At 34.1% G+C, this 24,816-nt stretch carries 40 protein-coding genes, 1 tRNA gene and 1 rRNA gene; all 42 read right to left on the bottom strand.

Translation table 11 applies throughout. From position 1 onward, the window contains the following. Window positions 1-2 precede the first annotated feature (2 nt). Window positions 3-78 (bottom strand) — tRNA-Ala (locus ACN6I1_RS15320). Window positions 79-136: 58 nt separating this feature from the next. Then, a 16S ribosomal RNA gene (locus ACN6I1_RS15315) occupies window positions 137-1,638 on the bottom strand. A gap of 368 nt (window positions 1,639-2,006) precedes the next feature. Then, window positions 2,007-2,723 carry an N-acetylmuramoyl-L-alanine amidase CwlD gene (gene cwlD / locus ACN6I1_RS15310; protein ID WP_021431518.1) on the bottom strand — a complete coding sequence of 239 codons (717 nt, stop codon included), beginning with the start codon at window positions 2,721-2,723 and terminating at the stop codon, window positions 2,007-2,009. Window positions 2,724-2,795: 72 nt separating this feature from the next. After that, complete coding sequence (gene rpsI, locus ACN6I1_RS15305) at window positions 2,796-3,188, bottom strand: 30S ribosomal protein S9 (protein WP_021431517.1); 393 nt, start codon at window positions 3,186-3,188, stop codon at window positions 2,796-2,798. Between the two features lie 28 nt (window positions 3,189-3,216). After that, the gene (gene rplM / locus ACN6I1_RS15300; RefSeq protein WP_021431516.1) at window positions 3,217-3,648 is read right to left on the bottom strand and encodes a 50S ribosomal protein L13; all 432 of its coding nucleotides are present in this window, start codon (window positions 3,646-3,648) and stop codon (window positions 3,217-3,219) included. A 119-nt stretch (window positions 3,649-3,767) separates the two neighbouring features. After that, window positions 3,768-4,499 carry a tRNA pseudouridine(38-40) synthase TruA gene (gene truA / locus ACN6I1_RS15295; RefSeq protein ID WP_148552131.1) on the bottom strand — a complete coding sequence of 244 codons (732 nt, stop codon included), beginning with the start codon at window positions 4,497-4,499 and terminating at the stop codon, window positions 3,768-3,770. A gap of 11 nt (window positions 4,500-4,510) precedes the next feature. Further along, complete coding sequence (locus ACN6I1_RS15290) at window positions 4,511-5,308, bottom strand: energy-coupling factor transporter transmembrane component T family protein (RefSeq protein ID WP_419742331.1); 798 nt, start codon at window positions 5,306-5,308, stop codon at window positions 4,511-4,513. Beyond that, the gene (locus tag ACN6I1_RS15285; RefSeq protein WP_021428217.1) at window positions 5,302-6,168 is read right to left on the bottom strand and encodes an energy-coupling factor transporter ATPase; all 867 of its coding nucleotides are present in this window, start codon (window positions 6,166-6,168) and stop codon (window positions 5,302-5,304) included. Before ACN6I1_RS15285 ends, ACN6I1_RS15290 begins: the two co-directional genes overlap by 7 nt. Then, window positions 6,156-6,995: an energy-coupling factor transporter ATPase gene (locus tag ACN6I1_RS15280; RefSeq protein ID WP_021431515.1), complete on the bottom strand. Its 840-nt coding sequence runs from the start codon at window positions 6,993-6,995 to the stop codon at window positions 6,156-6,158. The genes ACN6I1_RS15285 and ACN6I1_RS15280 overlap by 13 nt, the downstream gene beginning before the upstream one ends. A 347-nt stretch (window positions 6,996-7,342) precedes the next feature. Beyond that, window positions 7,343-7,684, bottom strand: a complete 342-nt coding sequence (gene rplQ, locus ACN6I1_RS15275; RefSeq protein WP_021122040.1) for a 50S ribosomal protein L17 — start codon at window positions 7,682-7,684, stop codon at window positions 7,343-7,345. A 19-nt stretch (window positions 7,685-7,703) separates the two neighbouring features. After that, a complete protein-coding gene (locus ACN6I1_RS15270) occupies window positions 7,704-8,651 on the bottom strand; it encodes a DNA-directed RNA polymerase subunit alpha (RefSeq protein WP_021428208.1) in 948 nt (315 codons plus the stop codon). A gap of 77 nt (window positions 8,652-8,728) precedes the next feature. Then, a complete protein-coding gene (gene rpsD / locus ACN6I1_RS15265; RefSeq protein ID WP_021428209.1) occupies window positions 8,729-9,352 on the bottom strand; it encodes a 30S ribosomal protein S4 in 624 nt (207 codons plus the stop codon). Window positions 9,353-9,369: 17 nt separating this feature from the next. Then, window positions 9,370-9,768 (bottom strand): 30S ribosomal protein S11, encoded by a 399-nt coding sequence (gene rpsK / locus ACN6I1_RS15260; RefSeq protein ID WP_021428214.1) that lies wholly within the window; start codon window positions 9,766-9,768, stop codon window positions 9,370-9,372. A gap of 24 nt (window positions 9,769-9,792) precedes the next feature. Continuing rightward, window positions 9,793-10,164: a 30S ribosomal protein S13 gene (gene rpsM, locus ACN6I1_RS15255; RefSeq protein ID WP_021122034.1), complete on the bottom strand. Its 372-nt coding sequence runs from the start codon at window positions 10,162-10,164 to the stop codon at window positions 9,793-9,795. A gap of 166 nt (window positions 10,165-10,330) precedes the next feature. Beyond that, window positions 10,331-10,444, bottom strand: a complete 114-nt coding sequence (gene rpmJ / locus ACN6I1_RS15250) for a 50S ribosomal protein L36 (protein ID WP_021122033.1) — start codon at window positions 10,442-10,444, stop codon at window positions 10,331-10,333. A gap of 34 nt (window positions 10,445-10,478) precedes the next feature. Then, on the bottom strand, window positions 10,479-10,697 hold the full coding sequence (gene infA, locus ACN6I1_RS15245) for a translation initiation factor IF-1 (RefSeq protein ID WP_021122032.1): 219 nt from the start codon (window positions 10,695-10,697) through the stop codon (window positions 10,479-10,481). Window positions 10,698-10,724: 27 nt separating this feature from the next. Next, window positions 10,725-11,000 carry a KOW domain-containing RNA-binding protein gene (locus ACN6I1_RS15240; RefSeq protein ID WP_021431514.1) on the bottom strand — a complete coding sequence of 92 codons (276 nt, stop codon included), beginning with the start codon at window positions 10,998-11,000 and terminating at the stop codon, window positions 10,725-10,727. A 21-nt stretch (window positions 11,001-11,021) separates the two neighbouring features. Next, window positions 11,022-11,768 carry a type I methionyl aminopeptidase gene (gene map, locus ACN6I1_RS15235; protein WP_021431513.1) on the bottom strand — a complete coding sequence of 249 codons (747 nt, stop codon included), beginning with the start codon at window positions 11,766-11,768 and terminating at the stop codon, window positions 11,022-11,024. Beyond that, complete coding sequence (locus ACN6I1_RS15230) at window positions 11,768-12,418, bottom strand: adenylate kinase (protein ID WP_021428218.1); 651 nt, start codon at window positions 12,416-12,418, stop codon at window positions 11,768-11,770. Before ACN6I1_RS15230 ends, map begins: the two co-directional genes overlap by 1 nt. A gap of 14 nt (window positions 12,419-12,432) precedes the next feature. Further along, window positions 12,433-13,701 (bottom strand): preprotein translocase subunit SecY, encoded by a 1,269-nt coding sequence (gene secY, locus ACN6I1_RS15225; protein ID WP_021431512.1) that lies wholly within the window; start codon window positions 13,699-13,701, stop codon window positions 12,433-12,435. A gap of 44 nt (window positions 13,702-13,745) precedes the next feature. Further along, a complete protein-coding gene (rplO, locus tag ACN6I1_RS15220; protein WP_419742330.1) occupies window positions 13,746-14,189 on the bottom strand; it encodes a 50S ribosomal protein L15 in 444 nt (147 codons plus the stop codon). Between the two features lie 36 nt (window positions 14,190-14,225). After that, window positions 14,226-14,411 carry a 50S ribosomal protein L30 gene (gene rpmD, locus ACN6I1_RS15215; protein WP_021127557.1) on the bottom strand — a complete coding sequence of 62 codons (186 nt, stop codon included), beginning with the start codon at window positions 14,409-14,411 and terminating at the stop codon, window positions 14,226-14,228. A 15-nt stretch (window positions 14,412-14,426) separates the two neighbouring features. Then, window positions 14,427-14,936, bottom strand: a complete 510-nt coding sequence (gene rpsE / locus ACN6I1_RS15210; RefSeq protein WP_021428196.1) for a 30S ribosomal protein S5 — start codon at window positions 14,934-14,936, stop codon at window positions 14,427-14,429. A gap of 18 nt (window positions 14,937-14,954) precedes the next feature. Then, complete coding sequence (rplR, locus tag ACN6I1_RS15205; RefSeq protein ID WP_021428220.1) at window positions 14,955-15,323, bottom strand: 50S ribosomal protein L18; 369 nt, start codon at window positions 15,321-15,323, stop codon at window positions 14,955-14,957. Window positions 15,324-15,357: 34 nt separating this feature from the next. Next, window positions 15,358-15,900 (bottom strand): 50S ribosomal protein L6, encoded by a 543-nt coding sequence (rplF, locus tag ACN6I1_RS15200; RefSeq protein WP_021431511.1) that lies wholly within the window; start codon window positions 15,898-15,900, stop codon window positions 15,358-15,360. A 30-nt stretch (window positions 15,901-15,930) separates the two neighbouring features. Then, a complete protein-coding gene (gene rpsH, locus ACN6I1_RS15195; protein WP_021431510.1) occupies window positions 15,931-16,329 on the bottom strand; it encodes a 30S ribosomal protein S8 in 399 nt (132 codons plus the stop codon). A gap of 32 nt (window positions 16,330-16,361) precedes the next feature. Then, window positions 16,362-16,547: a type Z 30S ribosomal protein S14 gene (locus tag ACN6I1_RS15190; protein ID WP_021431509.1), complete on the bottom strand. Its 186-nt coding sequence runs from the start codon at window positions 16,545-16,547 to the stop codon at window positions 16,362-16,364. A 17-nt stretch (window positions 16,548-16,564) separates the two neighbouring features. Further along, window positions 16,565-17,107: a 50S ribosomal protein L5 gene (gene rplE, locus ACN6I1_RS15185; protein WP_021431508.1), complete on the bottom strand. Its 543-nt coding sequence runs from the start codon at window positions 17,105-17,107 to the stop codon at window positions 16,565-16,567. Between the two features lie 24 nt (window positions 17,108-17,131). After that, window positions 17,132-17,437: a 50S ribosomal protein L24 gene (gene rplX, locus ACN6I1_RS15180; protein ID WP_021428210.1), complete on the bottom strand. Its 306-nt coding sequence runs from the start codon at window positions 17,435-17,437 to the stop codon at window positions 17,132-17,134. A 22-nt stretch (window positions 17,438-17,459) separates the two neighbouring features. Further along, on the bottom strand, window positions 17,460-17,828 hold the full coding sequence (rplN, locus tag ACN6I1_RS15175; RefSeq protein WP_021122016.1) for a 50S ribosomal protein L14: 369 nt from the start codon (window positions 17,826-17,828) through the stop codon (window positions 17,460-17,462). A gap of 25 nt (window positions 17,829-17,853) precedes the next feature. Beyond that, the gene (rpsQ, locus tag ACN6I1_RS15170; protein WP_021428205.1) at window positions 17,854-18,108 is read right to left on the bottom strand and encodes a 30S ribosomal protein S17; all 255 of its coding nucleotides are present in this window, start codon (window positions 18,106-18,108) and stop codon (window positions 17,854-17,856) included. A gap of 23 nt (window positions 18,109-18,131) precedes the next feature. After that, window positions 18,132-18,335 carry a 50S ribosomal protein L29 gene (gene rpmC / locus ACN6I1_RS15165; protein WP_021122014.1) on the bottom strand — a complete coding sequence of 68 codons (204 nt, stop codon included), beginning with the start codon at window positions 18,333-18,335 and terminating at the stop codon, window positions 18,132-18,134. Between the two features lies 1 nt (window position 18,336). After that, complete coding sequence (gene rplP / locus ACN6I1_RS15160) at window positions 18,337-18,768, bottom strand: 50S ribosomal protein L16 (protein WP_021428207.1); 432 nt, start codon at window positions 18,766-18,768, stop codon at window positions 18,337-18,339. Between the two features lie 33 nt (window positions 18,769-18,801). Next, entirely contained in the window at window positions 18,802-19,602 is an 801-nt protein-coding gene (gene rpsC / locus ACN6I1_RS15155) for a 30S ribosomal protein S3 (RefSeq protein ID WP_021431507.1), read from the bottom strand. Between the two features lie 21 nt (window positions 19,603-19,623). After that, window positions 19,624-19,959 carry a 50S ribosomal protein L22 gene (gene rplV / locus ACN6I1_RS15150; protein ID WP_021428211.1) on the bottom strand — a complete coding sequence of 112 codons (336 nt, stop codon included), beginning with the start codon at window positions 19,957-19,959 and terminating at the stop codon, window positions 19,624-19,626. A 33-nt stretch (window positions 19,960-19,992) separates the two neighbouring features. Then, window positions 19,993-20,274 (bottom strand): 30S ribosomal protein S19, encoded by a 282-nt coding sequence (rpsS, locus tag ACN6I1_RS15145; protein WP_114541925.1) that lies wholly within the window; start codon window positions 20,272-20,274, stop codon window positions 19,993-19,995. A gap of 33 nt (window positions 20,275-20,307) precedes the next feature. Then, complete coding sequence (rplB, locus tag ACN6I1_RS15140) at window positions 20,308-21,138, bottom strand: 50S ribosomal protein L2 (RefSeq protein ID WP_021431506.1); 831 nt, start codon at window positions 21,136-21,138, stop codon at window positions 20,308-20,310. 31 nt (window positions 21,139-21,169) lie between these two features. Then, on the bottom strand, window positions 21,170-21,460 hold the full coding sequence (rplW, locus tag ACN6I1_RS15135) for a 50S ribosomal protein L23 (RefSeq protein ID WP_025162559.1): 291 nt from the start codon (window positions 21,458-21,460) through the stop codon (window positions 21,170-21,172). Then, entirely contained in the window at window positions 21,460-22,083 is a 624-nt protein-coding gene (rplD, locus tag ACN6I1_RS15130; RefSeq protein WP_021431504.1) for a 50S ribosomal protein L4, read from the bottom strand. Before rplD ends, rplW begins: the two co-directional genes overlap by 1 nt. A gap of 28 nt (window positions 22,084-22,111) precedes the next feature. Then, a complete protein-coding gene (gene rplC, locus ACN6I1_RS15125; protein WP_021431503.1) occupies window positions 22,112-22,741 on the bottom strand; it encodes a 50S ribosomal protein L3 in 630 nt (209 codons plus the stop codon). Between the two features lie 91 nt (window positions 22,742-22,832). Further along, window positions 22,833-23,144, bottom strand: coding sequence for a 30S ribosomal protein S10 (rpsJ, locus tag ACN6I1_RS15120; protein WP_021431502.1), 312 nt, complete (start codon window positions 23,142-23,144; stop codon window positions 22,833-22,835). A gap of 391 nt (window positions 23,145-23,535) precedes the next feature. Next, a complete protein-coding gene (gene tuf / locus ACN6I1_RS15115) occupies window positions 23,536-24,729 on the bottom strand; it encodes an elongation factor Tu (protein ID WP_021428171.1) in 1,194 nt (397 codons plus the stop codon). Window positions 24,730-24,816: the final 87 nt, after the last annotated feature.

The raw sequence follows: 24,816 nt of genomic DNA, 5'->3' as shown, positions 1-24,816 counted from the left end.
TATGGTGGAGATGAGGAGGATCGAACTCCTGACCCCTTGCGTGCAAGGCAAGTGCTCTCCCAGCTGAGCTACACCCCCACAATATGAAGTTCATTTAAGAACTCTCAAAATTAAACAGTAGGTAATTACTCCTTAGAAAGGAGGTGATCCAGCCGCACCTTCCGATACGGCTACCTTGTTACGACTTCACCCCAGTCATTGGTTTCACCTTCGACGGCCGCTTCCTAAAAGGTTAGCTAACCGGCTTCGGGCGCCCCCAACTTCCATGGTGTGACGGGCGGTGTGTACAAGACCCGGGAACGCATTCACCGCAGCATTCTGATCTGCGATTACTAGTAACTCCAGCTTCATGTAGGCGAGTTTCAGCCTACAATCCGAACTGAGAATGGCTTTAAGGGATTAGCTCCACCTCGCGGCTTGGCAACCCTCTGTACCACCCATTGTAGCACGTGTGTAGCCCTAAGCATAAGGGGCATGATGATTTGACGTCATCCCCACCTTCCTCCGAGTTATCCTCGGCAGTCCCTCTAGAGTGCCCAACTTAATGCTGGCAACTAAAGGCAAGGGTTGCGCTCGTTGCGGGACTTAACCCAACATCTCACGACACGAGCTGACGACAACCATGCACCACCTGTCACCACTGTCCCCGAAGGGAAATCTCCGATTAGGGAGAGGTCAGTGGGATGTCAAGCTTAGGTAAGGTTCTTCGCGTTGCTTCGAATTAAACCACATGCTCCGCTACTTGTGCGGGTCCCCGTCAATTCCTTTGAGTTTCACTCTTGCGAGCGTACTTCCCAGGCGGAGTACTTAATGCGTTAGCTGCGGCACCGAGGGGGGTAACCCCCGACACCTAGTACTCATCGTTTACGGCGTGGACTACCAGGGTATCTAATCCTGTTTGCTCCCCACGCTTTCGTGCCTCAGTGTCAGTTACAGTCCAGAGAGCCGCCTTCGCTACTGGTATTCCTCCTAATATCTACGCATTTCACCGCTACACTAGGAATTCTACTCTCCTCTCCTGCACTCAAGTTCTCTAGTTTCAAAAGCTTACTACGGTTGAGCCGTAGCCTTTCACTTCTGACTTAAAAAACCACCTACGCACCCTTTACGCCCAGTAATTCCGGATAACGCTAGCCCCCTACGTATTACCGCGGCTGCTGGCACGTAGTTAGCCGGGGCTTCCTCCTCAAGTACCGTCATTATCTTCCTTGAGGACAGAGCTTTACGACCCGAAGGCCTTCATCGCTCACGCGGCGTTGCTGCATCAGGCTTTCGCCCATTGTGCAATATTCCCCACTGCTGCCTCCCGTAGGAGTCTGGACCGTGTCTCAGTTCCAGTGTGGCCGATCACCCTCTCAGGTCGGCTACTGATCGTTGCCTTGGTAAGCCATTACCTTACCAACTAGCTAATCAGACGCGGGTCCATCCTGTACCGCCGGAGCTTTGATACAAAAGCCATGCGACTTTCATATATTATCCCGTATTAGTATACCTTTCGGTATGTTATCCGTGTGTACAGGGCAGGTTACCCACGCGTTACTCACCCGTCCGCCGCTCTCTCCGAAGAGATCGCTCGACTTGCATGTGTTAGGCACGCCGCCAGCGTTCATCCTGAGCCAGGATCAAACTCTCAAATATAATTTAAAAAGTTGTCCATCGCTCAGCTAATCATTATCTGAATATCTGGCTTGGTTGTTTGTGTTTAATTCTTTAAAAAAGAATTTTTATAATTAACCTACTGTTTAATTTTCAAAGTTCTTAATTTGTTTTGCCCTTTTCTTAAGGACAAGTAATACTATACCACCTTAATTTAATAAGGTCAATAGTTTTTTTATATTTTTTTATTCTTAATTAAAAAATATTTTCATTGCAAAGTTGAATCTATTGGAATTCCTACTATTCAACTTGTTCTTTTTTATATTTAATTTTACATTTATAGACATAAAAGGACATAAAAAAATAACTTATATATTTAAAAATATAAGTTATTTTTTATATATTTCAATTTAATTATGTACATTTGTTCCAAAATATTTTTGAATACCTGCATATATAGCCCAAGCTACTTTTTCTTGATATTTTTCGTCATTCAATAGTTTAGATTCTTTCTCATTAGATAAAAAACCACACTCTATCAACACTGAAGGTATTTTATTATCCTTCAATAAATAAATATCATTACTTGGTTTAACCTCTCTTTGATTTGTTTCATCTACAACTCTCTTTAATTCATCTTGAATAAATTTTGATAATAATTTGCTATCATCTTGTCCTTGAGGATAAAAAGTTTGAGCTCCATAATACTTACTCTGTTCAAACTTATTTAGATGAACAGATACAAAAGCATCTACTCCTGATTCTTCAATCATTTTCTTCCTATTTTTTAGGTTTTCATTGTATTTCTGTCTAGTTGTCTTATCTGGGCTCTCTTCGTACAAACTAACATCATCTTCTCTAGTTAATAATACTAAACATCCACTTGATTCTAATAACTCTCTTAGCTTCAACGTTATTTGTAAGTTTATATCTTTTTCTTCAACAGACTCATCATCACTCAAAGCCCCTGGATCTATACCTCCATGTCCCGCATCTAAAAGAATAACCTTATTAGTTACAGGCATATACGTCAATACATCTTGTGAATTCTTTTTGACTTCAAATATAAATATAGCCAAAAAACATAAAAGAGCTCCAATCAAACTTACATGCTTAATATATTTCATATAATATCACCCCATATATTATATAAAAAAAGACTTTGGAATATTCCAAAGTCTTTGAGTAAACATATATAATTATCTCTTTGAGAATTGTGGAGCTCTTCTTGCTGCCTTTAATCCGTATTTCTTTCTTTCCTTCATTCTAGCATCTCTAGTTAAGAAACCTTCTTTCTTTAAAGCTGGTCTTAACTCAGCATCTACTGTTAATAAAGCTCTAGATATACCATGTCTTATAGCTCCAGCTTGTCCAGTGAATCCTCCACCTTCAACTTTTACTATAACATCGTATTTGTTTTCAGTTCCTGTTAAAACTAATGGTTGTTTAACATCTCTTATTAAAGTTTCATAGTTGAAGAACTCTTCAACTTTTCTTCCATTTACTATTATATTTCCTTCACCTGCAACTAATCTTACTCTTGCTACAGAGTGTTTTCTTCTTCCTGTTCCATAGTATTGAACGTTAGCCATGATTAACTCCTCCTTTCACCCGTTATGATTATTTAAAGTTTAAAACTTCTGGATTTTGAGCTTCGTGTCCGTGGTTTGGTCCAGCAAATACTCTTAATCTAGTCATCATTCTGCTTCTTAATTTGTTCTTACATAACATACCACTAACAGCATGCATAACAACCTCTTCAGGTTTCTTTTCCATCATTACTCTATATGTTGTTTCTTTTAATCCACCTACATATCCAGTGTGGTATCTGTACATCTTTTGATCTAATTTCTTTCCTGTTAAAACTACTTTATCAGCATTTACAACAACAACGAAATCTCCACCATCAACGTGAGGAGTGAAAGTTGGTTTATGCTTTCCTCTTAATATTGTAGCTATTTCAGTAGCCATACGACCTAATGTTTTTCCTTCAGCATCAACTACGTACCATTTTCTTTGTACGTCAGCTGGTTTAGCTATATAACTTTTCATTACAAGTCCCTCCTTATCTTATTTCCATATGATATTTTACCGTCTATGTCAAGTCCGGGGCAAGTGGACTTATTAACACACTCTTGTATATTTTAATACATGCACCCTAGTGTGTCAAGCTAATAATCAACTTTTTTGAGAAATAATCCGTGTGCTGGAGCCGTATGTCCTGCCATCGATCTCAACTTTGATTCTATTATGCTCGACATGCTATTATCTATTTTTCCTCTTCCTATATCAACTAACGTTCCAACTATAATCCTAACCATATTATATAAAAATCCATTACCTTCAATTTCTATAACTATCAAGTCTTCACACTTTGAAATATCTATATCATAAATAGTTCTAACTGTATCTTTAACACTTGATCCCGAGCTCATAAATCCCTTAAAATCATGTGTTCCTTTTAATGATTCAGCTTCTTTTTTCATCTTTTTAAAGTCTAAATCATATTTTACAAAATAAGAAATATCACTATATATAGGGCTTCTATATCGGTTGTTATATATAATATATCTATATCTTTTTCCTTTAGCTGAATATCTAGAGTGAAAATCTAAATTCACTTCTTCTGCATTTATTATAACTATATCTTTCGGCAACTTAGAATTTAATGCATTAGGTATTTTTTCAATAGGAATATTACACTCCGTATTAAAATTTGCAACTTGTCCCAACGCATGAACCCCTGCATCTGTTCTTCCAGATCCAGTTATTTTTACACTCTCATTAGTTATATCTTTTATTGATTGTTCAATATTACCTTGAATACCCAATGAATCATTTTGCTTTTGCCATCCACAAAATCTTTTACCATTATATTGGATAATTAATTTTATATTTCTCATATTATACCTCTTTAAACAAATCTTATGAACACTATAATTCCTAAGTATAAAACTTGTACAACATATGCTATATAATCTGCTTTAGTCATTATACACTCTTTCATCTTAGTTCTATTATCTCCGCCTCTATAACATCTAGCTTCCATAGCCATAGCTAGCTCATCAGCTCTTCTAAAAGCACTAATAAATAAAGGTATTAATAGTGGAACTAGGTTCTTAGCTCTATTTATGATATTTTTACTTTCAAAATCTGCTCCTCTAGACATTTGAGCTTTCATTATTTTATCTGTCTCATCTAATAAAGTAGGTATAAATCTTAGAGCTATAGTCATCATCATAGCTAACTCATGAACTGGAAATCCTATTTTTTTTAAAGGATTCAATAGTCTCTCTATACCATCTGTAAGTTCTATAGGTGATGTAGTAAGTGTTAAAAGAGATGTCCCTACAACTAAGAATATAAGTCTTAAAGCCATAAATATAGCTTGACTAACACCTTGGTATGTTATCTTTACAAATCCAAATGACCATATAGGGTCTCCAGGTATAAAAAATATATTAATTACAAATGTAAATATTATAATCCATTTTAAAGGTTTTAATCCTTTCATAATGAACTTTCCTGGTATTTTAGATAAACCTATTACTGCAATTAAGCTTCCTACCACTATTAAATATGGCCAAAATTTATTTATTATAAACAAAGATATCATAAATATAAACGTTGCTATAAGCTTAACTCTAGCATCTAATTTATGAATACTCGAGTTTGTAGGATAATATTGGCCTATCGTTATATCTTTTAACATTTTCCCTTACCTCTCATAACTCTTATTATTTCGTTTTTAATTTCTTCTATAGTAATTGCATCTTCTTTTATCTCAAACCCATGTTCTTTTAATTTTATAGATAATTCCAATACTTGAGGTATATCTAAGCCAATCTCTTTAAGTCTACTAGAGTGATTATTAAACACTTCTCTTGTAGGTCCCATAAACTCAACTTTACCTGAATTCATAACTATTATAGTTTTTACTAACTTAGCCATATCATCCATGCTATGAGAAGATAATATTATAGTCATATTTTTTTCTTCATGTAAGTCTTTTATTAATTTGAAAATTTCATCTCTACCTTTTGGGTCTAATCCTGCTGTTGGTTCATCTAATATTAACACTTCTGGATTCATAGCTATAACTCCAGCTATTGCTACCCTTCTTTTTTGACCTCCTGATAACTCAAAAGGTGATTTATCTTTAAACGCTTCATAATCAAGTCCGACAGCTTCCATAGATGCTTTAATCCTATTGCTTATCTCTTCTTCTCCTAAACCTAAATTTGAAGGTCCAAAAGCTATATCCTTTTCGACAGTTTCTTCAAATAGCTGATACTCAGGATATTGGAATACAACACCTACTTTTTTTCTTATATCTGTTAAATTTAAATTTTTATCGGTTATATCAAATTCATTTATTAAAATTTTTCCTGATGAAGGTTTAAGAATTCCATTTAGATGTTGAATTAAAGTAGATTTTCCAGAACCAGTATGCCCTATTAATCCAACAAAATCACCTGATTTAATCTCTAATGTTATATCATCTAAGGCTCTACTTTCAAATGGTAACCCTTCATTATATATATGAGTTAAATTTTTTATTACAATTGACATAGTTTCACCACCATCTCATCTACAGTTAATATATCTCCATCTATATCTAATCCTTTTTCTTTAAGTTCTTTACTTAATTCAGTCATACACGGTACATCTAACCCTATACTTTTTAACATTTCAACTTTGGAAAAAACTTCTTTAGGAGTACCTTCCAATACTTTTTTCCCTTTTTCCATAACAATAACTCTATCTGCATCAACCGCTTCTTCCATAAAGTGAGTTATATGCATTATACTTATATTCTCTTCTTTATTTAATCTTTTAATTGTTTTCATTACTTCTTTTCTTCCAGATGGGTCTAACATAGCTGTAGCCTCATCAAATATTATGCATTTAGGTTTCATAGCTATTATACCCGCTATTGCTACCCTTTGTTTCTGCCCTCCTGATAATAAATGAGGTTGTCTATCTCTCATATCATACATTCCTACGCTTTTAAGAGACTCTTCTACCCTTTTTCTTATTTCTGGGGGATCTATACCTAAATTTTCAGGTCCAAATGCAACATCTTCTTCTACTATAGTGGCTACTATTTGATTATCTGGGTTTTGAAATACCATACCTGCAGTTTGCCTAATATCCCATAAATTTTTTTCTTCTTTTGTATTTAATCCATTTATATAAATATTTCCAGTCGTTGGCATAAGAATTGCATTTAAGTTTTTAGAAAGAGTTGATTTTCCAGATCCATTATGACCTATAACTACAACAAACTCTCCTTGTTTTACATTTAAACTCAAGTTATCTATAGCTTTAAACTTATCCTCTTCTGTTACATATTCAAATGAAATATCTTCAACACTTACTATATCATTAACTTTCATAAACTTTTCTCCTTTTGTTAGTAGTGCTCTTAATTTACAATTTCTATTGTATTATAACACAATTTAAATTCTAAATTAATATAAAAATCCACCTAAAATACAAGTGTCTAACTTTATATTTCATTTTATCCTTCATTAAATTTCAAAAGTTATTTATAAAACAAAAAAATTATTCACATTAGCAACTAAACATATAGTTCACTTTGTAAGTTCAGTGTTTTTATTATGTAATTAAATTTTTTCATTTAAATATATAAATCTTATTTTATAGTTTATCATCATTTTAATATATTAATTTTTTTCTTGAATATAAAAAAAGGACTAGGCTAAGCCTAATCCTTTATATACTATACTAATTCTATTAGAGCCATTTCAGCAGCGTCGCCTCTTCTTGGTCCTATTTTTATTATTCTAGTGTATCCACCGTTTCTCTCTGCATATTTCGGAGCTATATCAGTGAATAAGTTGTTAACTACTGTCTCATCTAAAACATAAGCTAAAACTTGTCTTCTAGCATGAAGATCCCCTCTCTTAGCAAGAGTTATCATCTTTTCTGCCATTCTACGAGTTTCTTTTGCTCTAGTAACTGTAGTTTCTATTTTTCCATTTCTTAGTAAGTCTGTTACTAAGTTTCTTAACATAAGATTTCTATGAGCAGTTACACGTCCTAATTTACGGTACTTAGCCATGCTTATCCCTCCTTTGCACTTACTCTTCGCTTGGTTTAAGATTTAATCCAAGTTCTTCTAACTTTTGGATAACTTCTTCTAATGATTTTTTACCTAAGTTTCTAACTTTCATCATGTCTTCTTCAGATCTATTAGCTAATTCTTCAACTGTATTTATTCCCGCTCTCTTTAAACAGTTGTAAGATCTAACTGATAAGTCAAGTTCTTCGATAGTCATCTCTAGAACTTTTTCTTTTTGATCTTCTTCTTTTTCTACCATTATTTCAACATTGCTTACATGCTCTGTTAAATCAATGAATAGATTTAGATGTTCAACTAGAACCTTAGCTGCAAGTGATATTCCTTCTTGAGGATTTATACTTCCATTAGTCCAAACTTCAAGTATTAATTTATCGTAATCTGATTTTTGACCAACTCTAGTATTTTCTACATGGTAGCTAACTTTTTCAACAGGAGTATATATTGAGTCTACAGGAAGAACTCCTATAGGCATATGCTCTGTTTTATTGTCTTCAGAAGATACATAACCTCTTCCTTTGTTAACAGATATTTCCATGTTAAGTTTAGAATTATCATCTAGCGTAGCTATATGTAAATCTTTACTTATTATTTCAACATCTGGAGGACATATTATGTCAGCACCTGTTACTGTGCATGGTCCTTGTGCTTCTATTTTAAGTGTTCTACTTCCTTCACCATCTATAGTAGCTGATAATTCTTTTAATGCTAATATTATTTCTGTAACATCTTCTTTAACACCAGACACTGTTGTGAATTCATGAAGAACTCCATCTATTCTTATAGAGTTAACAGCTACTCCTGGTAAAGAAGATAATAATATTCTTCTTAGTGCATTACCTATAGTTATTCCATATCCTCTTTCTAGAGGCTCTATAACGAATTTACCATATCTATGGTCTTCGCTAATTTCAATTATATCTACTCTTGGTTTTTCTATTTCTATCATGGACAAAACCCTCCTTAAAATTTATTAATCCACTGAGGGTAAACAAAATCTTAAAATATTTTTTATAACTATACTTATTACTTAGAGTAAAGCTCTATTATTAAGTGTTCAGCTATTTCAAGATCTATATCTTCTCTTCCTGGATTAGCAACAACAGAAGCTGTCATGTTCTCTAAGCTAGCATCTAACCATTTAGGAGCTATTCTTGAGCTATTTTCAACTAATCCTTTGAATTTTGCAGAAGATTTAGATGTTTCTTTAACAGCTATAACATCTCCATTAGAAACTGTTAAAGAAGGTATATCTACCTTATGTCCGTTTAAAGTGAAGTGACCGTGTCTTACTAATTGTCTAGCTTCTTTTCTAGAAGATGCTAATCCCATTCTGTAAACTACGTTGTCTAATCTTCTTTCTAATAAGCTTAATAAGTTTTCCCCTGTTATTCCAGGTGTTTTCTCAGCACGCTCATATAAATTTCTGAATTGAGTTTCTAAAACTCCGTATATTCTCTTAACTTTTTGTTTTTCTCTTAATTGTAATCCATAGTTAGAAACTTTCTTTCTTCCTTGTCCATGTTGTCCTGGAGCATAGTTTCTTTTAACTATAGCACATTTGTCAGTATAACATCTGTCACCTTTAAGGAATAACTTCATTCCTTCTCTACGACATTGTCTACATGATGCACCTGTATATCTTGCCATTAATTACACCTCCTATATTACACTCTTCTTCTTTTTGGTGGTCTACATCCGTTGTGTGGTATTGGAGTAACGTCTTTTATCATAGTTACTTCTAATCCAGTTGCTTGTAAAGCTCTTATAGCAGCTTCTCTACCAGAACCTGGTCCTTTTACGAATACTTCTACAGTCTTTAATCCGTGTTCCATTGCAGCTTTAGCAGCTGTTTCAGCAGCCATTTGAGATGCAAATGGAGTTGCTTTTCTTGATCCTTTGAATCCTAATTGTCCAGAACTTGCCCAAGATAATGCGTTACCATGAACGTCTGTTAAAGTTATTATAGTATTGTTAAAAGTTGATTGTATATGAGCATGTCCACGTTCTATGTTTTTACGCTCTCTTCTTCTAACACGTGTAACTTTCTTTTTTGGTTTAGCCATTATTCTTCCCTCCTCTTCTAACTATTACTTCTTCTTCTTACGAGATACAGTCTTTCTAGGACCTTTTCTAGTTCTAGCGTTAGTCTTAGTCTTTTGACCTCTTAGAGGAAGACCTTTAGCATGTCTCATACCTCTGTAACATTTTATATCTCTTAATCTCTTTATGTTTAAAGCTATTTCTCTTCTTAAATCTCCCTCAACTAAGAAATCATTGTCTATTATCTTTCTTAAGTCATTTACTTGATCTTCAGATAAATCTTTGATTCTTACGTTAGGATCTATGTCAGCTTTAGCTAATATTTCGTTAGCAGTTGCCTTACCTATACCGTAGATATATGTTAAGCCTATTTCTGCTCTTTTTTCTCTAGGTAAATCTACCCCAGCTATTCTTGCCATACTTTGCACCTCCTACAACTTAACTTTTTTAACTTTTTTCATGATTAAATTTTCTTAAATAATAAGTTAATTCCGGTTCATGTTTATATAAAATCCAAAAAAAGTTTGTTAATTATCACAATATGATATTATACTATAATATTTAACAAAATGCTAGCACAATTTATTAACCTTGCTTTTGCTTGTGCTTAGGATTTTCACATATAACCATTACTCTACCTTTTCTCTTTATTACTTTACATTTTTCACACATTGGTTTTACTGATGGTCTTACTTTCATTATTAATCCCTCCTTATAGACTAGCATCGATAGTCTACTTCTTACGCCAAGTAATTCTTCCTCTTGTAAGGTCATATGGAGAAAGCTCAACATTAACTTTATCTCCTTCAAGAATCCTTATAAAGTTCATTCTTAGCTTCCCAGAAAGATGACATAAAACTTCATGTCCATTTTCTAGCTTGACTTTAAACATAGCATTAGGTAAGTTTTCTGTAACTGTACCCTCAAATTCTATAACATCTTTTTTGGCCATTAACTAACCAAACCTCCATTCAATAAGCTAAACATTGTTTAACTTTCCAAGTTCAGCTCTTAAAAAAGTATTTGTGATAGATTCATCTGACTCTATCTTATTTTTAACCATACAATTAATAATATCATACTTTTGCAAGTGCTTAACTTTTTTTAGTTTAGGATTTTCAAGTTTTCTTTTTTTACCATCCGAGATAAGAACATACTTATCATCAATTATTTTTACTACGAAAAACAATCTACCAGCATCTCTTCCAGATGTATTTTTAACAACTTGCCCTACACTTATGTTATTTGATAGCATAATTTCCACCTACATTTCTGACTATAACTTTGTTAATATCAAAGGTTCATCTTCAGTAATAGCTATCGTATGCTCATAATGAGCTGACCTTTTAGAGTCATTTGTAACAATCGTCCAACCATCACCTAACATTTTAACATAGTGTGTACCATAGTTAACCATAGGCTCTATTGCAAGAACCATACCCTCTTTAAGTTTAGGGCCCTTACCTGGACGTCCATAATTAGGTATTTGAGGATCTTCATGTAGTTGTTTACCAACTCCATGTCCTACAAGGTCTCTAACTACAGAAAAATTGTTATTTTCTACATGTGTTTGTACTGCGTGCGAAATGTCAGAAAGTCTACATCCTAGTTTAGCAAACTTTAATCCTTCATAGAAGCTTTCTTTTGTTACTTCTATTAATTTCCTATCCTCTTCAGATATTATGCCTACCGCATGTGTTTTTGCTGAATCTGCATGATATCCTTTAAAATAAGCACCGATATCGATACTTATAATATCTCCGTCTTTTAAAGTTTTAGATCCAGGTATTCCATGTACAACTTCTTCATTAATAGAAGCGCATATAGATCCTTTAAATCCGTTATAACCTTTAAAAGATGGGATAGCATTATATTTTCTAATATGATTTTCAGCTATTTCATCTAACTTTAAAGTAGATATTCCCGGTTTAATAGCATCTCTTAAAATCTCATGTGTTTCAGCAACGATTTTACCTGATTCTCTCATAAGTTCAATCTCTTGCTTAGATTTTAAAATAATCATTATTTTTCACTTCCTAGAGCCTCAACTATATCTCCAAATACATTATCTATAGATTGTTGACCATTTATATTAGCTATTATACCTTCTTCAGAATAATAGTTAACTAAAGGCTTAGTTTCATCTAAGTAAACTTGTATTCTTTTTGATACAGTTTCTTCATTATCATCAGCTCTTTGGTAAAGTTCTCCTCCACATACATCGCATACGCCATCTACTTTTGGAGGATTAAACTCAACATGGTAAGTAGCTCCGCAAGATTTGCAGATTCTTCTACCTACTGCTCTACCTACTAATATATCTTTATCAACTTCAATGTTAACAACTTTGTCTAAAGATATACCAACTTCTTTTAGATATTCATCTAAATGTTGAGCTTGAGCTACATTTCTTGGGAATCCATCTAACATGAATCCTTTTTCACAATCAGATTGAGCTATTCTATCAGTAACTAAACCTACTGTTAATTCATCTGGAACTAAAAGACCTTGATCTATATATCCTTTAGCTTTTTTACCAAGTTCTGTACCTTCTTTTATATTCTTTCTGAATATATCTCCAGTTGATATATGAGGTATATTGTATTTTTCTACTATCCCTGCTGCTTGAGTACCCTTACCCGCACCAGGAGGTCCAAGTAATATTATTCTCATATGATCATCTCCATTTATTTTAAAAAGCCTTGATAGCTTCTCATTACTAGATTTGATTCTAGCTGTCTCTTAAGCTCTAATGCAACACCTACAACTATAAGTAATGATGTGCCAGCTAAACTTAAATGTACGCCAGTAAATTTACCTATTATAGAAGGAATTACAGCTATAACAGCTAAGAATAATGCTCCTGCTAAAGTTAATCTTGATAATATTCTATTTAAGTAGTCCATAGTTGGATTACCCGGTCTTATACCTGGTATAAAACCTCCACTATTTTTCATATTATTAGTTATATCTTCAGTATTGAACGATATAGTAGTATAGAAATAAGAGAAGAATATTATTAACACAACTTCTATAACTAAATAGATCCAGAATCCTGGCTCTCCAGTTGGAGATAAGAATTTAGTTACAAATGCTTGAGCATCTTTCCCCATAAATATAGCTATAGTTTGAGGGAAAGCTAACAATGAACTTGCAAATATAACTGGAATAACTCCAGATTGATTCACTTTCATTGGTATATGAGAATTTTGACCCCCATATGTTTTTCTTCCTACAACTCTTTTAGCATATTGTACAGGTATTTTTCTTGTAGCTTCTTGTATATATGTAACCGCAGCTACTGTAAGAAGCGATACTACAGCCATAACTATTAATACCCACAATCCAACGCTTCCGCTTTCAAATTGAGATATTGATTGAGTTATGTCTTTAGGAATTCTTGATATAATTCCTATAAATATTATTATAGAGCTTCCATTACCTAATCCTTTTTCAGTAATCTTATCTCCCATCCACATTAAAAGCATACTTGCTGAAATTAATGTGACTATAACAGTAACTATAAAAAATACACTATCTGTTTGTAAAGCACGTCTCACTATTCCTAGTGTTATACCGATAGCTTGTACTATAGCTAATCCTAATGCTGTATACTTAGTGTATTTATTTATCTTTTTCTTACCTTCTTCACCAGACTTTTGAAGTTCTTCAAGAGCTGGGAATCCAATAGTTAAAAGTTGAATGATTATAGATGCCGTTATATAAGGACTGATTCCTAATGCAAATAAGGTAAAGTTGCTAAAAGCTCCTCCTGTAAACATATTATACAGGGAAAGAAGACCGTTTCCGTCAACCATTCCCTTTATAATATCTCTATTAACTCCAGGTACAGGAATTGTACATCCTATCCTAAAGATAACAATCATCATCAAAGTATATAAAATTTTTCTTCTTACATCTTTTATTTTCCAAGCTTGTTTTAAGTTTGACAGCACGTTAAACTCACCCCTGCCTTATGGCCAAGAGTTAGCAGATTAGATTAAACTAATTCTGCTTTTCCTCCAGCTTTTTCTATTTTTTCTTGCGCTGAAGCAGTAAACTTAGCAGCTTTTATAGTTAAAGCTCTTTCTAAGTTACCTTCACCTAAGATTTTAACGCCGTCTTTTTCTATTTTGCTTATTACTCCAGTTGACTTAAGTAAGTCAGCATTTATTTCTGTTCCGTTTTCGAATCTATTTAAAGTTTCTACGTTAACTAGTGAGTAAACTTTCTTACAAGGATTCTTGAATCCTCTCTTAGGAAGTCTTCTAGCAAGTGGCATTTGTCCACCTTCGAATCCAACTCTTACTCCACCACCTGAACGAGACTTTTGACCTTTTTGTCCACGTCCTGAAGTTTTACCTTGTCCAGTAGCAGTACCTCTTCCTAATCTTTTTTTAGAAGAAACTGCACCTTCAGCAGGTCTTAATTCATGTAACTTCATGGATTGCACCTCCCTTAGTATTTGTTTAAATTATTATTATTCAGCTATTTCAGTAACTTCTACTAAGTGACTAACTTTAGCTATTATACCTCTCATTTGAGCGTTGTCTTCTTTAACAACTACTTGCTCTCTTTTTCTTAATCCTAACGCTTCTACGTTCTTTCTTTGGTTAGGAGTAGTTCCTATTGTACTTCTAACTAACTTTATTTGTAATTTAGCCATTTTTTTACTACCTCCTTACCCTAGAAGATCTTCTACTTTTTTACCTCTAAGTTTAGCTATATCTTCAGCTGTTCTTAAAGATTTTAAACCTTCTATTGTAGCATTTACCATGTTTCTTGGGTTGTTAGTTCCTAAAGATTTAGCTCTAACATCCTTTAATCCAGCTAATTCAAGTACAGCTCTAGCAGGTCCCCCAGCTATAACTCCTGTACCTTGAGCAGCAGGCATTATTAATATTTTTCCAGCACCAAAATGTCCGTTTGTTTGGTGAGGTATAGTTGTACCAACCATAGGTACAGTTATTAAATTCTTCTTAGCATCTTCAACTGCTTTTCTTATAGCATCTGGTACTTCCATAGCTTTACCAGCACCTATACCAACGTGTCCGTTTTCATCTCCAACAACTACTAAAGCTGCAAATCTAAAGTTTCTACCACCTTTAACAACCTTAGTAACACGTCTTACTTCGATAACTTTCTCTTGAAGATCAAGTTGTCTTGCATCTATTGGTTTACGACGTAGCATTATTTTCCCTCCTTTGTATTAGAACTTAAGTCCAGCTTCTCTAGCACCTTCTGCTAATTCTTGAACTCTTCCGTGATATAAGTATCCACCTCTGTCAAATACAACTTCAGTTATACCTTTCTCTACAGCTCTCTTAGCAACAAGTTCTCCAACTTTTTTAGCTGCTTCTTTATTTCCACAGTGATTAACAGCACCTTTTATTTCAGCTTCTAAAGAAGATGCAGAAACAACAGTTACTCTGTTTGTATCATCTATTATTTGAGCATATATGTTATTAGAACTTCTAAATATACATAATCTTGGTCTTTGAGTAGTTCCAGTTATTTTTCTACGAACTCTCTTATGTCTTTGAAGTCTATTTGCGTTTTTGTTAGCTTTTTTAAACACAGAGATCACTCCTTTCTAGCTTTTATGTTTGGTATTATTTCTTACCAGTTTTACCTTCTTTACGTCTTACAACTTCACCAGCGTATCTTATACCTTTACCTTTGTATGGCTCTGGCTCTCTCCAAGCTCTTATCTTAGCAGCATAGTTACCTACTAATTGCTTGTCGATTCCTTTAACAACTAATTCAGTTTGGTTTGGAGCTTCAACAGTTATTCCTTCTGGATCTACCATCTCAACTGGATGAGAGTATCCTAAGTTCATAACTAACTTGTTTCCTTGCTTTTGAGCTCTGTAACCAACACCAACTAACTCTAACTTCTTTTCGAATCCAGTAGTAACACCTACTACCATATTATCTATTAAAGTTCTAGTTAATCCGTGTAAAGATCTATGTTTTTTATTATTAGTTGGTCTTTCAACTAATATAGTATTTTCTTCTTTTTTTATAGCTAATTCATTAGTGAATTGCTTTGTTAAAGTTCCTTTTGGTCCTTTTACTGTAACTAAGTTATCCTCAGCTATAGTTACTTCAACACCTGTAGGAACGTTTATTGGCTTAACACCTATTCTTGACATAGTTGCACCTCCTTACATTGTTCGTTTTTATTACCACACGTAGCAGATTACTTCTCCACCAACGGCTGCATTTCTAGCTTGCTTGTCAGTTAATATACCTTTAGAAGTAGATATTATTGATATACCTAATCCGTTTAATACTTTTGGTAATTCTTCTTTAGCAGCGTAAACTCTCATACCAGGTTTAGATATTCTCTTTAATCCTGTTATAACTCTCTCGCCTATTTGTCCGTACTTTAATTGTATTCTTATTATTCCTTGCTTTCCATCTTCTATAACATCGTACCCTCTTATGAAACCTTCTTCTAATAAGATTCTAGCTAATTCTTTCTTCATATTAGAAGCAGGAACATCAACAGTTTCATGCTTAACCATGTTAGCATTTCTTATACGTGTTAACATATCTGCTATTGGATCTGTCATTGTCATAATTGTAAACCTCCTTCCATTTTAACCAAGTCTTACCAACTTGCTTTTCTTACACCAGGTATTTGACCTTTATAAGCTAATTCTCTAAAGCATATACGGCACACACCGAATTTTCTTAGCACAGAATGTGGTCTACCACATATTGTACATCTAGTGTACTCTCTAGTTGAGTACTTTTGCTTTTTTTGTTGTTTTACAACCATCGCTTTTCTAGCCACTGGAATCCCTCCTTTATTTACTTAGAATATGGCATTCCTAATAATCTTAATAACTCACTAGCTTCTTCATCAGTTTTAGCTGTAGTTACGAATATTACATCCATTCCTCTTACTTTGTCAACCTTGTCGTACTCTATTTCAGGGAATATAAATTGCTCTTTTAATCCTAAAGCGTAGTTTCCTCTTCCATCGAATGCATTAGCATTAACTCCTCTGAAGTCCCTAACTCTTGGTAAAGAAATGTTTACTAACTTGTCCATGAAGTAGAACATCTTGTCAGCTCTTAAAGTAACTTTAGTTCCAACAGGCATTCCTTCTCTTAATTTGAAGTTAGCTACTGATTTTCTAGCCTTTGTTATAACTGGCTTTTGTCCAGATATCATTTCTAATTCTGCAACTGCAGCTTCTAATCCTTTTGGATTTTCTCTTGCATCACCTATACCCATGTTTATTACTATTTTCTCTAACTTAGGTATTTCCATAACATTTTTGTATCCAAATTTCTCCATTAAAGCTGGAGCAACTTCTTTAACATATTTTTCTTGTAATCTAGAAGTCATTTGTGGTCCCTCCTTTCAAGCTTATTATAATTCTTTTCCGCTCTTTACTGATACTCTAACTTTTTGCCCATCTTTAACTTCAACTCTAACTCTAGTACCTTTTCCTGTTTCAGGATCTACTGGCATTACGTTAGATATGTGTATTGGGGCTTCTTTATTTATTATTCCACCTTGTGGGTTAACAGCAGTTGGCTTTTGGTGTTTAGTTATAACGTTAACACCTTCAACTAATACTTTATTAGTTTTAGTGAAAACCTTAGCAACTGTACCTTTTTTACCTTTATCTTTTCCTGCTATAACTACAACAGTGTCACCTTTTTTTACACGCATCATGTCCTATTGCACCTCCTTATTATAGTACTTCTGGAGCAAGAGATACTATCTTCATAAAGTCGTTGTCTCTTAACTCTCTAGCAACAGGCCCGAATATACGAGTTCCTACTGGAGTTTTATCATCTTTTATGATAACCGCAGCATTCTCGTCGAATGATATATAACTACCATCTTTACGTCTTACGCCTTGCTTAGTTCTTACTATAACAGCTTTAACTACTTTACCTTTTTTTACAACTCCACCTGGTGTTGCACTTTTAACAGTTGCAACTATAACGTCACCTATGTTACCATATCTTCTTTTACTTCCGCCTAATACACGGATAGTTAAAAGTTCTTTAGCTCCTGAGTTATCAGCAACTCTTAGACGTGATTCTTGTTGTATCATATCGTAATCCCTCCTTCTCTACAAACTACTTAACTTTCTCTATAACGTCAACTAGTCTGAATCTCTTGTCTTTAGATAAAGGTCTAGTTTCCATTATTCTTACTCTATCTCCGATGCTACATACGTTGTTTTCATCGTGAGCCTTAAATTTCTTAGTTCTCTTAACTGGCTTGTTATATAATGGATGACGTACGAAATCTTCAACAGCAACAACTATTGTTTTTTCCATTTTATTACTAACAACACGGCCTACTCTTACTTTTCTTCTTCCTCTTTCCATGTTTGACAGCCTCCTTTCCAAAATTAAGCTCTAGTTTCGTTTAACTTTCTTTCAGCAAGTATAGTTTTAACTCTAGCTATATCTTTCTTAACGAACTTGATTCTTGCTGTGTTTTCTAATTGACCAGTAGCTAATTGGAATCTTAAGCTAAATAATTCACTTTTAAAACCATTTAACTTGTTCATTAACTCTTCGCTTGTTAAATCTCTTAGTTCTTTAGCTTTCATCCTATTCACCACCCTCTACTTCTAAATCTTCACGTTTCACAAACTTACATTTAACTGGAAGTTTATGCATAGCAAGTCTCATTGCTTCTCTAGCTTTATCTTCTGAAACACCTGCTAATTCGAACATAACTCTTCCTGGTTTAACTACTGCTACCCAGTATTCTGGTGAACCTTTACCAGCACCCATACGAGTTTCTGCAGGTTTTCTTGTTACTGGTTTGTGAGGGAATATCTTTATCCAAACTTTTCCCCCTCTTTTTATATATCTAGTCATAGCTATTCTGGCAGCTTCTATTTGGTTAGAAGTTATCCAAGATGGCTCTAAAGCAACTAAACCGAACTCTCCATAAGTAACTTTGTTACCTTTATGAGCCTTTCCAGCTAAGCTACCTCTGTGTACTCTACGACGTTTTACTCTTTTTGGCATTAACATGAGTATTTTCCTCCTTCCTTAACTGTGCTTCTATTAAGCTTGTTTATTCTCAGTTCTTTGAGGTCTTGGTCCTCTGTTGTTTGATCTATTGTTGTTAGATCTATCATTTCTTCTGTCGTTTCTTCTATCGTTTCTTCTATTGTCTCTTCTATCTCTTCTATTGTTATCTCTTCTATCTTCTCTTGGGTTTACACCGTTTCTAGTTGGTAAAACTTCTCCGTTGCATATCCAAACTTTGATACCAGTCTTTCCATAAGTAGTGTTTGCTTCAGCAAATCCGTACTCTATGTCAGATCTTATTGTTTGAAGAGGTACATTTCCTTCGCTGTATCCTTCAGTTCTAGCCATTTCAGCTCCACCAAGTCTACCAGAAGCAGATACTTTTATACCTTTAACTCCTGATTTCATAGCTCTTTGTATTGCTTGCTTCATAGCTCTTCTGAAAGCAACCCTTCTTTCTATAGCTAAAGCTATATTTTCAGCTACTAATTGAGCTTCTCTATCTGGGTTTCTAACTTCTACTATGTTAACTATAACATTTTTCTTAGTCATCTTTTCTAACTCAGCTTTAAGAGCTTCTATTCCAGCTCCACCTTTACCTATAACTACACCTGGCTTAGCAACGTGTAAGTCTAGCTTTAATTTGTTTGCTGATCTTTCTATTTCTATCTTAGCAACACCAGCTGAGTATAATTTATTCTTTAAGAATTTACGTATATTATGGTCTTCTAATAATAAGTTTCCGAACTCTTTTTTATCAGTTGCGAACCATCTTGAGTCCCAGTCCTTTATAACACCGACTCTTAAACCGTGTGGATTAACCTTTTGACCCATGTGTTTCCCTCCTATCTATTATTATTTTTTCTCTTTAAGAACAACCTCTATATGAGAAGTTCTCTTTCTTATCATAGTTGCACGACCCATAGCTCTAGGCATGAATCTCTTCATAGTTGGTCCTTGATTAGCAACTATTGAAGCTATATATAAATTTTCAACATCCATCTCGTGATTGTTTTCTGCATTAGCTTTCGCTGATTTTACAACCTTAGCTATTATTGAAGCAGCTCCTCTTGGAGTATACTTTAATATTGCTAAAGCTTCATCAACATTTTTTCCTCTAACAAGGCCGCATATTTGACCTGCTTTTCTAGGTGATACACGTACGTATTTTGCAGTAGCTTTTGCTTCCATTACAATTTCCTCCTTCCTTAGTTAGATCTTTAATTATCTTCTCTTATTAGATTTTTCGTCGTCCTTGTGCCCTTTGAAAGTTCTTGTAGGAACGAATTCACCTAACTTGTGTCCAACCATATCTTCAGTTATATAAACTGGCACATGTTTTCTTCCATCATGTACAGCTATTGTATGTTCAACCATTTGTGGGAATACAGTTGAAGATCTTGACCAAGTCTTTATAACTTCTCTATTTCCAGAAGCATTCATATCTTCTATCTTCTTTAAAAGTCTTGCATGTATAAAAGGTCCTTTTTTAGTTGATCTTGACATTTTATTTCCTCCTTTCGAGCAAAAATAAATCTATTACTTAGTTCTTCTTGATACTATTAACTTATCAGAAGCTTTATTTTTCTTTCTAGTTTTATATCCAAGTGCTGGTTTACCCCAAGGTGTAACTGGATTAGCTCTACCTATTGGAGATCTACCTTCCCCTCCACCGTGTGGATGGTCACAAGGGTTCATTACAGAACCTCTAACTGTAGGTCTTATACCCATATGTCTTTTTCTACCAGCTTTACCTATAACAACGTTACCGTGTTCTAAGTTTCCAACTTGTCCTATTGTAGCTTTACAATTTATGCTTACTAATCTCATTTCACCTGATGGTAATCTTAGTAATGCAGTTTTTCCTTCTTTAGCCATTAATTGAGCAGATGCTCCAGCAGATCTAACTAACTGAGCTCCTTTTCCTGGCTTTAATTCAACGTTGTGTACTACTGTACCAACTGGCATATCTTTTAATGCCATTGCGTTACCTGGCTTTATATCAGCTTCTGGTCCTGATAATACAGTATCTCCAACTTGTATTCCAACTGGAGCTAGTATATATCTTTTTTCACCGTCAGCATAGTTTAATAATGCTATGTTAGCAGTTCTATTTGGATCATACTCAACAGTAGCAACCTTAGCAGGTATTCCATCTTTATTTCTCTTGAAATCTATTATTCTATATTTTCTTCTGTTTCCTCCACCTCTGTGACGAACAGTTATTTTACCATGTACGTTTCTTCCAGAATTCTTTTTTAACGAAACTAAAAGAGATCTTTCTGGTTCGTTACAAGTTATTTCATCAGAAACTAAAACTGTCATTTGTCTTAAGGCAGGAGAAGTTGGTCTAAACTTTTTTATAGCCATCTGTTTTCCCTCCTTTGTTTATTAAGGTTAATTACATACCTTGGAAGAATTCTATTTCTTTACTATCAGCAGCTAACTTAACTACTGCTTTCTTGAAACTTGCAGTTCTTCCTTCGTTTCTACCCATTCTCTTAACTTTTCCATCGTAGTTTAAAGTATTTACTTTATCAACTTTAACTCCGAATATGCTTTCTACAGCTTTCTTTATTTCAGTTTTGTTTGCGCTTTTAGCAACAACAAAAGTATATTTCTTCTCAACCATTTCAGTCATACTTTGTTCAGTTACAACTGGTTTCATTATTATATCATGTGGATTAGTCATTATGCGTACACCTCCTCCACTTTCTTAACTGCGTCTGTAGTTATTACGAAAGTATCGTACTTTAATATGTCATAAACGTTTATAGTATTAACTGTAGCAGCTTGAACACCTTCTATGTTTCTAGCTGATTTTACAACGTTCTCGTTCTTTTCAGCTGTTACTACTAAAGCTTTCTTAGAAGCATTTATGTTCTTTAATATTTGAACGAATTCTTTAGTTTTTGGAGCTTCCATATTTAAAGCATCTAAAACTATTATTTCGTTGTTTTGAACTTTAGATGATAAAGCTGATTTTATAGCTAATCTTCTAACTTTCTTTGGTAAAGTGTAACTGTAATCTCTTGGCTTAGGTGCAAAAGCAACTCCTCCACCAACCCATTGTACAGCTCTTATAGAACCTTGTCTAGCTCTACCAGTTCCTTTTTGTTTCCAAGGTTTTCTTCCGCCACCTCTAACTTCTGCTCTAGTTTTAGCAGATTGAGTACCTTGTCTCTTGTTTGCTAATTGATTTTTAACTACTTCGTATAATACGTGCTCGTTAACTTCAACACCGAATATAGCTTCTGCTAATTCGATTTCTCCAACATTTTGTCCATTAACATTTAATATATTTAATTTTGGCATTGTGCTTCCTCCTTTCTTAGGTTAGTTATTATTTAGAAGCCTTTACTGCTTCTTTTATAGTTACTACTGAACCTTTAGCTCCTGGTATAGCACCCTTAACTAATATAAGGTTCTTATCAGCATCTACTCTAACTACTTCTAAGTTTTGAACAGTTACTGTAACGCTACCCATGTGACCAGCAAGTTTTTTGTTTTTGAAAACTCTACCTGGGAAAGAACATGCTCCCATTGAACCTGGTCTTCTGTGGTATCTAGAACCGTGAGATTCAGGACCTCTTGATTGACCATGTCTCTTTATTGGACCTTGGAATCCCTTACCTTTACTTGTTCCAGTAACATCTATCATTTCTCCAGCTGCAAATATATCAGCTTTCATTTCTTGTCCTACTGTGAACTCTTCTACTGAATCCATTCTGAATTCTTTTAAGTGTTTCTTTAATACGTTAGCAGCAGCAAGATGTCCTTTTTGAGGCTTGTTTAAAGATTTCTCTTTAGCATCTGCAAAACCTACTTGAACTGCATTGTATCCTTCTTTTTCTGTTGTCTTTATTTGAGTAACCACTACTGGTCCTGCTTCAACAACAGTTACAGGTACTACATTCCCTGCTTCAGTGAATATTTGAGTCATTCCTAACTTTTTTCCTAATATTCCTTTCATATCGCACCTCCTATAATCTTACAGCGGATTATGATTTCTCATAATCATTCTAAGATAGTTGCCTTATAGGATCGTATCTTAGAGGCTTATCTTATAACTTTATTTCTATATCAACACCAGCTGGTAAGTCTAACTTCATTAATGAGTCAACTGTCTTAGGTGTTGGGTTTGCTATGTCTATTAATCTCTTATGAGTTCTCATTTCGAATTGCTCTCTAGAGTCCTTATACTTGTGTACAGCTCTTAATATAGTTACAACTTGCTTTTCAGTTGGTAGTGGCACAGGTCCTGAAACTTGTGATCCAGCTTTTTTAGCAGTTTCAACTATTTTAGCAGCTGAAAAATCTAATAATTTGTGATCATATGACTTTAATCTTATTCTTATTTTTCCATTGTTAGCCATTTTAGTTTCCCTCCTTTATCGTACGTTTAATTTTTTTGGTTACGCACGACTGATACCGATACACAGTTCCGGGTGTGTTGTGTTTTTTTAAAAATCGGCATCTCGTCGCCTATCTCTAGGATATTACTTTACTTGTCTTTCATTTCGCATCTCTCAAGCACACTATTATATTTTATATTATTTTTTACTTTTTTTCAAGTTTTTTTTATAATTTTACAAAATATTTTTTGTATGTAAAACTTACTACAAATTTTGTGTTGAGAATCTTAACGGGTACTAGGATAGTATATATTCTTTCAACAATTTTGTCAATGTTTTTTATTTTTAAATAATCCAATAAAAAAAGGAAGATGTTAAACATCTTCCTTTTATATATATAGTGGATAATAGATTACTCTATTATAGAAGAAACAACACCTGATGCTACTGTTCTTCCACCTTCTCTTATTGCGAATCTTAATCCTTCTTCTATTGCTATTGAGTTTATTAACTCTATATTCATTTGGATGTTATCTCCAGGCATAACCATTTCTACACCTTCTGGTAACTTACAAGCTCCTGTTACGTCAGTTGTTCTGAAGTAGAATTGAGGTCTGTATCCATCGAAGAATGGAGTATGTCTTCCACCTTCTTCTTTCTTTAATACGTATACTTCTGCATTGAACTTAGTGTGAGGCTTAACAGTTCCTGGCTTAGCTAAAACTTGTCCTCTTTCTATTTCATTTCTTTGTACACCTCTTATTAATGCTCCTATGTTATCTCCAGCTTGTGCTTGGTCTAATAACTTTCTGAACATTTCTACTCCTGTTATTACCATTTTTCTTGGCTCTTCAGCTAAACCTACTAGTTCAACTTCGTCTTGAACCTTTAATACTCCTCTTTCAACTCTACCTGTAGCAACTGTTCCTCTACCTGTTATAGAGAATACGTCTTCTACTGGCATTAAGAAGTCTTTATCTACATCTCTCTCTGGAGCTGGTATATATTCGTCTATTTGCTCGAATAATTCAACTATCTTATCTCCCCACTCTGAAGAAGAATCTTGTAATGCCATTAAAGCAGATCCTCTTACTATTGGAGTGTCATCTCCTGGGAATTCGTACTCGTTTAATAAGTCTCTAACTTCCATTTCAACTAACTCTAATAATTCTTCATCGTCTACCATATCACATTTGTTTAAGAATACTACTATGTATGGTACACCAACTTGTCTTGATAATAATATATGCTCTCTTGTTTGAGGCATTGGTCCATCAGTTGCAGAACAAACTAATATAGCACCGTCCATTTGAGCAGCACCTGTTATCATGTTCTTAACGTAGTCAGCATGTCCTGGGCAGTCAACGTGAGCGTAATGTCTGTTTGGAGTCTCATATTCAACGTGAGCAGTTGATATTGTGATTCCTCTTTCTCTTTCTTCTGGAGCTTTATCTATATTAGCGAAGTCTACTGCTTCTCCTAATTGATATCTATCGAATAATGTTTTTGTTATAGCTGCAGTTAATGTAGTTTTACCGTGGTCAACGTGACCTATTGTTCCTATATTAACATGTGGCTTGTTTCTTTCAAATTTAGCTTTAGCCATTTTGAATTCCTCCCTTTAATATTGGTTTTATTTTTTGTAAGACGAGGATTCCCTCGCCTTACTTATTTATTATATACAAAATTAATT

It is taken from the genome of Paraclostridium dentum (assembly GCF_048568265.1).
GTDB lineage: Bacteria > Bacillota > Clostridia > Peptostreptococcales > Peptostreptococcaceae > Paraclostridium > Paraclostridium dentum.
Note: the sequence above shows the minus strand (reverse complement) of the source record. Positions and strands in the feature narration are given on the sequence as shown.

Excerpts from the sequence above, each read along its gene's own strand:
- cwlD (WP_021431518.1), bottom strand. The coding sequence starts at position 2,723 with ATGAAATATATTAAGCATGTAAGTTTGATTGGAGCTCTTTTATGTTTT.
- rpsI (WP_021431517.1), bottom strand. The coding sequence starts at position 3,188 with ATGGCTAACGTTCAATACTATGGAACAGGAAGAAGAAAACACTCTGTA.
- rplM (WP_021431516.1), bottom strand. The coding sequence starts at position 3,648 with ATGAAAAGTTATATAGCTAAACCAGCTGACGTACAAAGAAAATGGTAC.
- truA (WP_148552131.1), bottom strand. The coding sequence starts at position 4,499 with ATGAGAAATATAAAATTAATTATCCAATATAATGGTAAAAGATTTTGT.
- ACN6I1_RS15290 (WP_419742331.1), bottom strand. The coding sequence starts at position 5,308 with ATGTTAAAAGATATAACGATAGGCCAATATTATCCTACAAACTCGAGT.
- ACN6I1_RS15285 (WP_021428217.1), bottom strand. The coding sequence starts at position 6,168 with ATGTCAATTGTAATAAAAAATTTAACTCATATATATAATGAAGGGTTA.
- ACN6I1_RS15280 (WP_021431515.1), bottom strand. The coding sequence starts at position 6,995 with ATGAAAGTTAATGATATAGTAAGTGTTGAAGATATTTCATTTGAATAT.
- rplQ (WP_021122040.1), bottom strand. The coding sequence starts at position 7,684 with ATGGCTAAGTACCGTAAATTAGGACGTGTAACTGCTCATAGAAATCTT.
- ACN6I1_RS15270 (WP_021428208.1), bottom strand. The coding sequence starts at position 8,651 with ATGATAGAAATAGAAAAACCAAGAGTAGATATAATTGAAATTAGCGAA.
- rpsD (WP_021428209.1), bottom strand. The coding sequence starts at position 9,352 with ATGGCAAGATATACAGGTGCATCATGTAGACAATGTCGTAGAGAAGGA.
- rpsK (WP_021428214.1), bottom strand. The coding sequence starts at position 9,768 with ATGGCTAAACCAAAAAAGAAAGTTACACGTGTTAGAAGAAGAGAGCGT.
- rpsM (WP_021122034.1), bottom strand. The coding sequence starts at position 10,164 with ATGGCAAGAATAGCTGGGGTAGATTTACCTAGAGAAAAAAGAGCAGAA.
- rpmJ (WP_021122033.1), bottom strand. The coding sequence starts at position 10,444 with ATGAAAGTAAGACCATCAGTAAAACCAATGTGTGAAAAATGTAAAGTA.
- infA (WP_021122032.1), bottom strand. The coding sequence starts at position 10,697 with ATGGCCAAAAAAGATGTTATAGAATTTGAGGGTACAGTTACAGAAAAC.
- ACN6I1_RS15240 (WP_021431514.1), bottom strand. The coding sequence starts at position 11,000 with ATGCTATCAAATAACATAAGTGTAGGGCAAGTTGTTAAAAATACATCT.
- map (WP_021431513.1), bottom strand. The coding sequence starts at position 11,768 with ATGATTATTTTAAAATCTAAGCAAGAGATTGAACTTATGAGAGAATCA.
- ACN6I1_RS15230 (WP_021428218.1), bottom strand. The coding sequence starts at position 12,418 with ATGAGAATAATATTACTTGGACCTCCTGGTGCGGGTAAGGGTACTCAA.
- rplO (WP_419742330.1), bottom strand. The coding sequence starts at position 14,189 with ATGAAGTTACATGAATTAAGACCTGCTGAAGGTGCAGTTTCTTCTAAA.
- rpmD (WP_021127557.1), bottom strand. The coding sequence starts at position 14,411 with ATGGCTAAATTACAAATAAAGTTAGTTAGAAGTACAATAGGAACTACT.
- rpsE (WP_021428196.1), bottom strand. The coding sequence starts at position 14,936 with ATGCTACGTCGTAAACCAATAGATGCAAGACAACTTGATCTTCAAGAG.
- rplF (WP_021431511.1), bottom strand. The coding sequence starts at position 15,900 with ATGTCAAGAATAGGTGTTAAGCCAATAAACGTTCCTACAGGTGTTGAA.
- rpsH (WP_021431510.1), bottom strand. The coding sequence starts at position 16,329 with ATGACAATGACAGATCCAATAGCAGATATGTTAACACGTATAAGAAAT.
- rplE (WP_021431508.1), bottom strand. The coding sequence starts at position 17,107 with ATGACTTCTAGATTACAAGAAAAATATGTTAAAGAAGTTGCTCCAGCT.
- rplX (WP_021428210.1), bottom strand. The coding sequence starts at position 17,437 with ATGCGTGTAAAAAAAGGTGACACTGTTGTAGTTATAGCAGGAAAAGAT.
- rplN (WP_021122016.1), bottom strand. The coding sequence starts at position 17,828 with ATGATACAACAAGAATCACGTCTAAGAGTTGCTGATAACTCAGGAGCT.
- rpsQ (WP_021428205.1), bottom strand. The coding sequence starts at position 18,108 with ATGGAAAGAGGAAGAAGAAAAGTAAGAGTAGGCCGTGTTGTTAGTAAT.
- rpmC (WP_021122014.1), bottom strand. The coding sequence starts at position 18,335 with ATGAAAGCTAAAGAACTAAGAGATTTAACAAGCGAAGAGTTAATGAAC.
- rplP (WP_021428207.1), bottom strand. The coding sequence starts at position 18,768 with ATGTTAATGCCAAAAAGAGTAAAACGTCGTAGAGTACACAGAGGTAGC.
- rpsC (WP_021431507.1), bottom strand. The coding sequence starts at position 19,602 with ATGGGTCAAAAGGTTAATCCACACGGTTTAAGAGTCGGTGTTATAAAG.
- rplV (WP_021428211.1), bottom strand. The coding sequence starts at position 19,959 with ATGGAAGCAAAAGCTACTGCAAAATACGTACGTGTATCACCTAGAAAA.
- rpsS (WP_114541925.1), bottom strand. The coding sequence starts at position 20,274 with ATGTCAAGATCAACTAAAAAAGGACCTTTTATACATGCAAGACTTTTA.
- rplB (WP_021431506.1), bottom strand. The coding sequence starts at position 21,138 with ATGGCTATAAAAAAGTTTAGACCAACTTCTCCTGCCTTAAGACAAATG.
- rplW (WP_025162559.1), bottom strand. The coding sequence starts at position 21,460 with ATGACTAATCCACATGATATAATAATGAAACCAGTTGTAACTGAACAA.
- rplD (WP_021431504.1), bottom strand. The coding sequence starts at position 22,083 with ATGCCAAAATTAAATATATTAAATGTTAATGGACAAAATGTTGGAGAA.
- rplC (WP_021431503.1), bottom strand. The coding sequence starts at position 22,741 with ATGAAAGGAATATTAGGAAAAAAGTTAGGAATGACTCAAATATTCACT.
- rpsJ (WP_021431502.1), bottom strand. The coding sequence starts at position 23,144 with ATGGCTAACAATGGAAAAATAAGAATAAGATTAAAGTCATATGATCAC.
- tuf (WP_021428171.1), bottom strand. The coding sequence starts at position 24,729 with ATGGCTAAAGCTAAATTTGAAAGAAACAAGCCACATGTTAATATAGGA.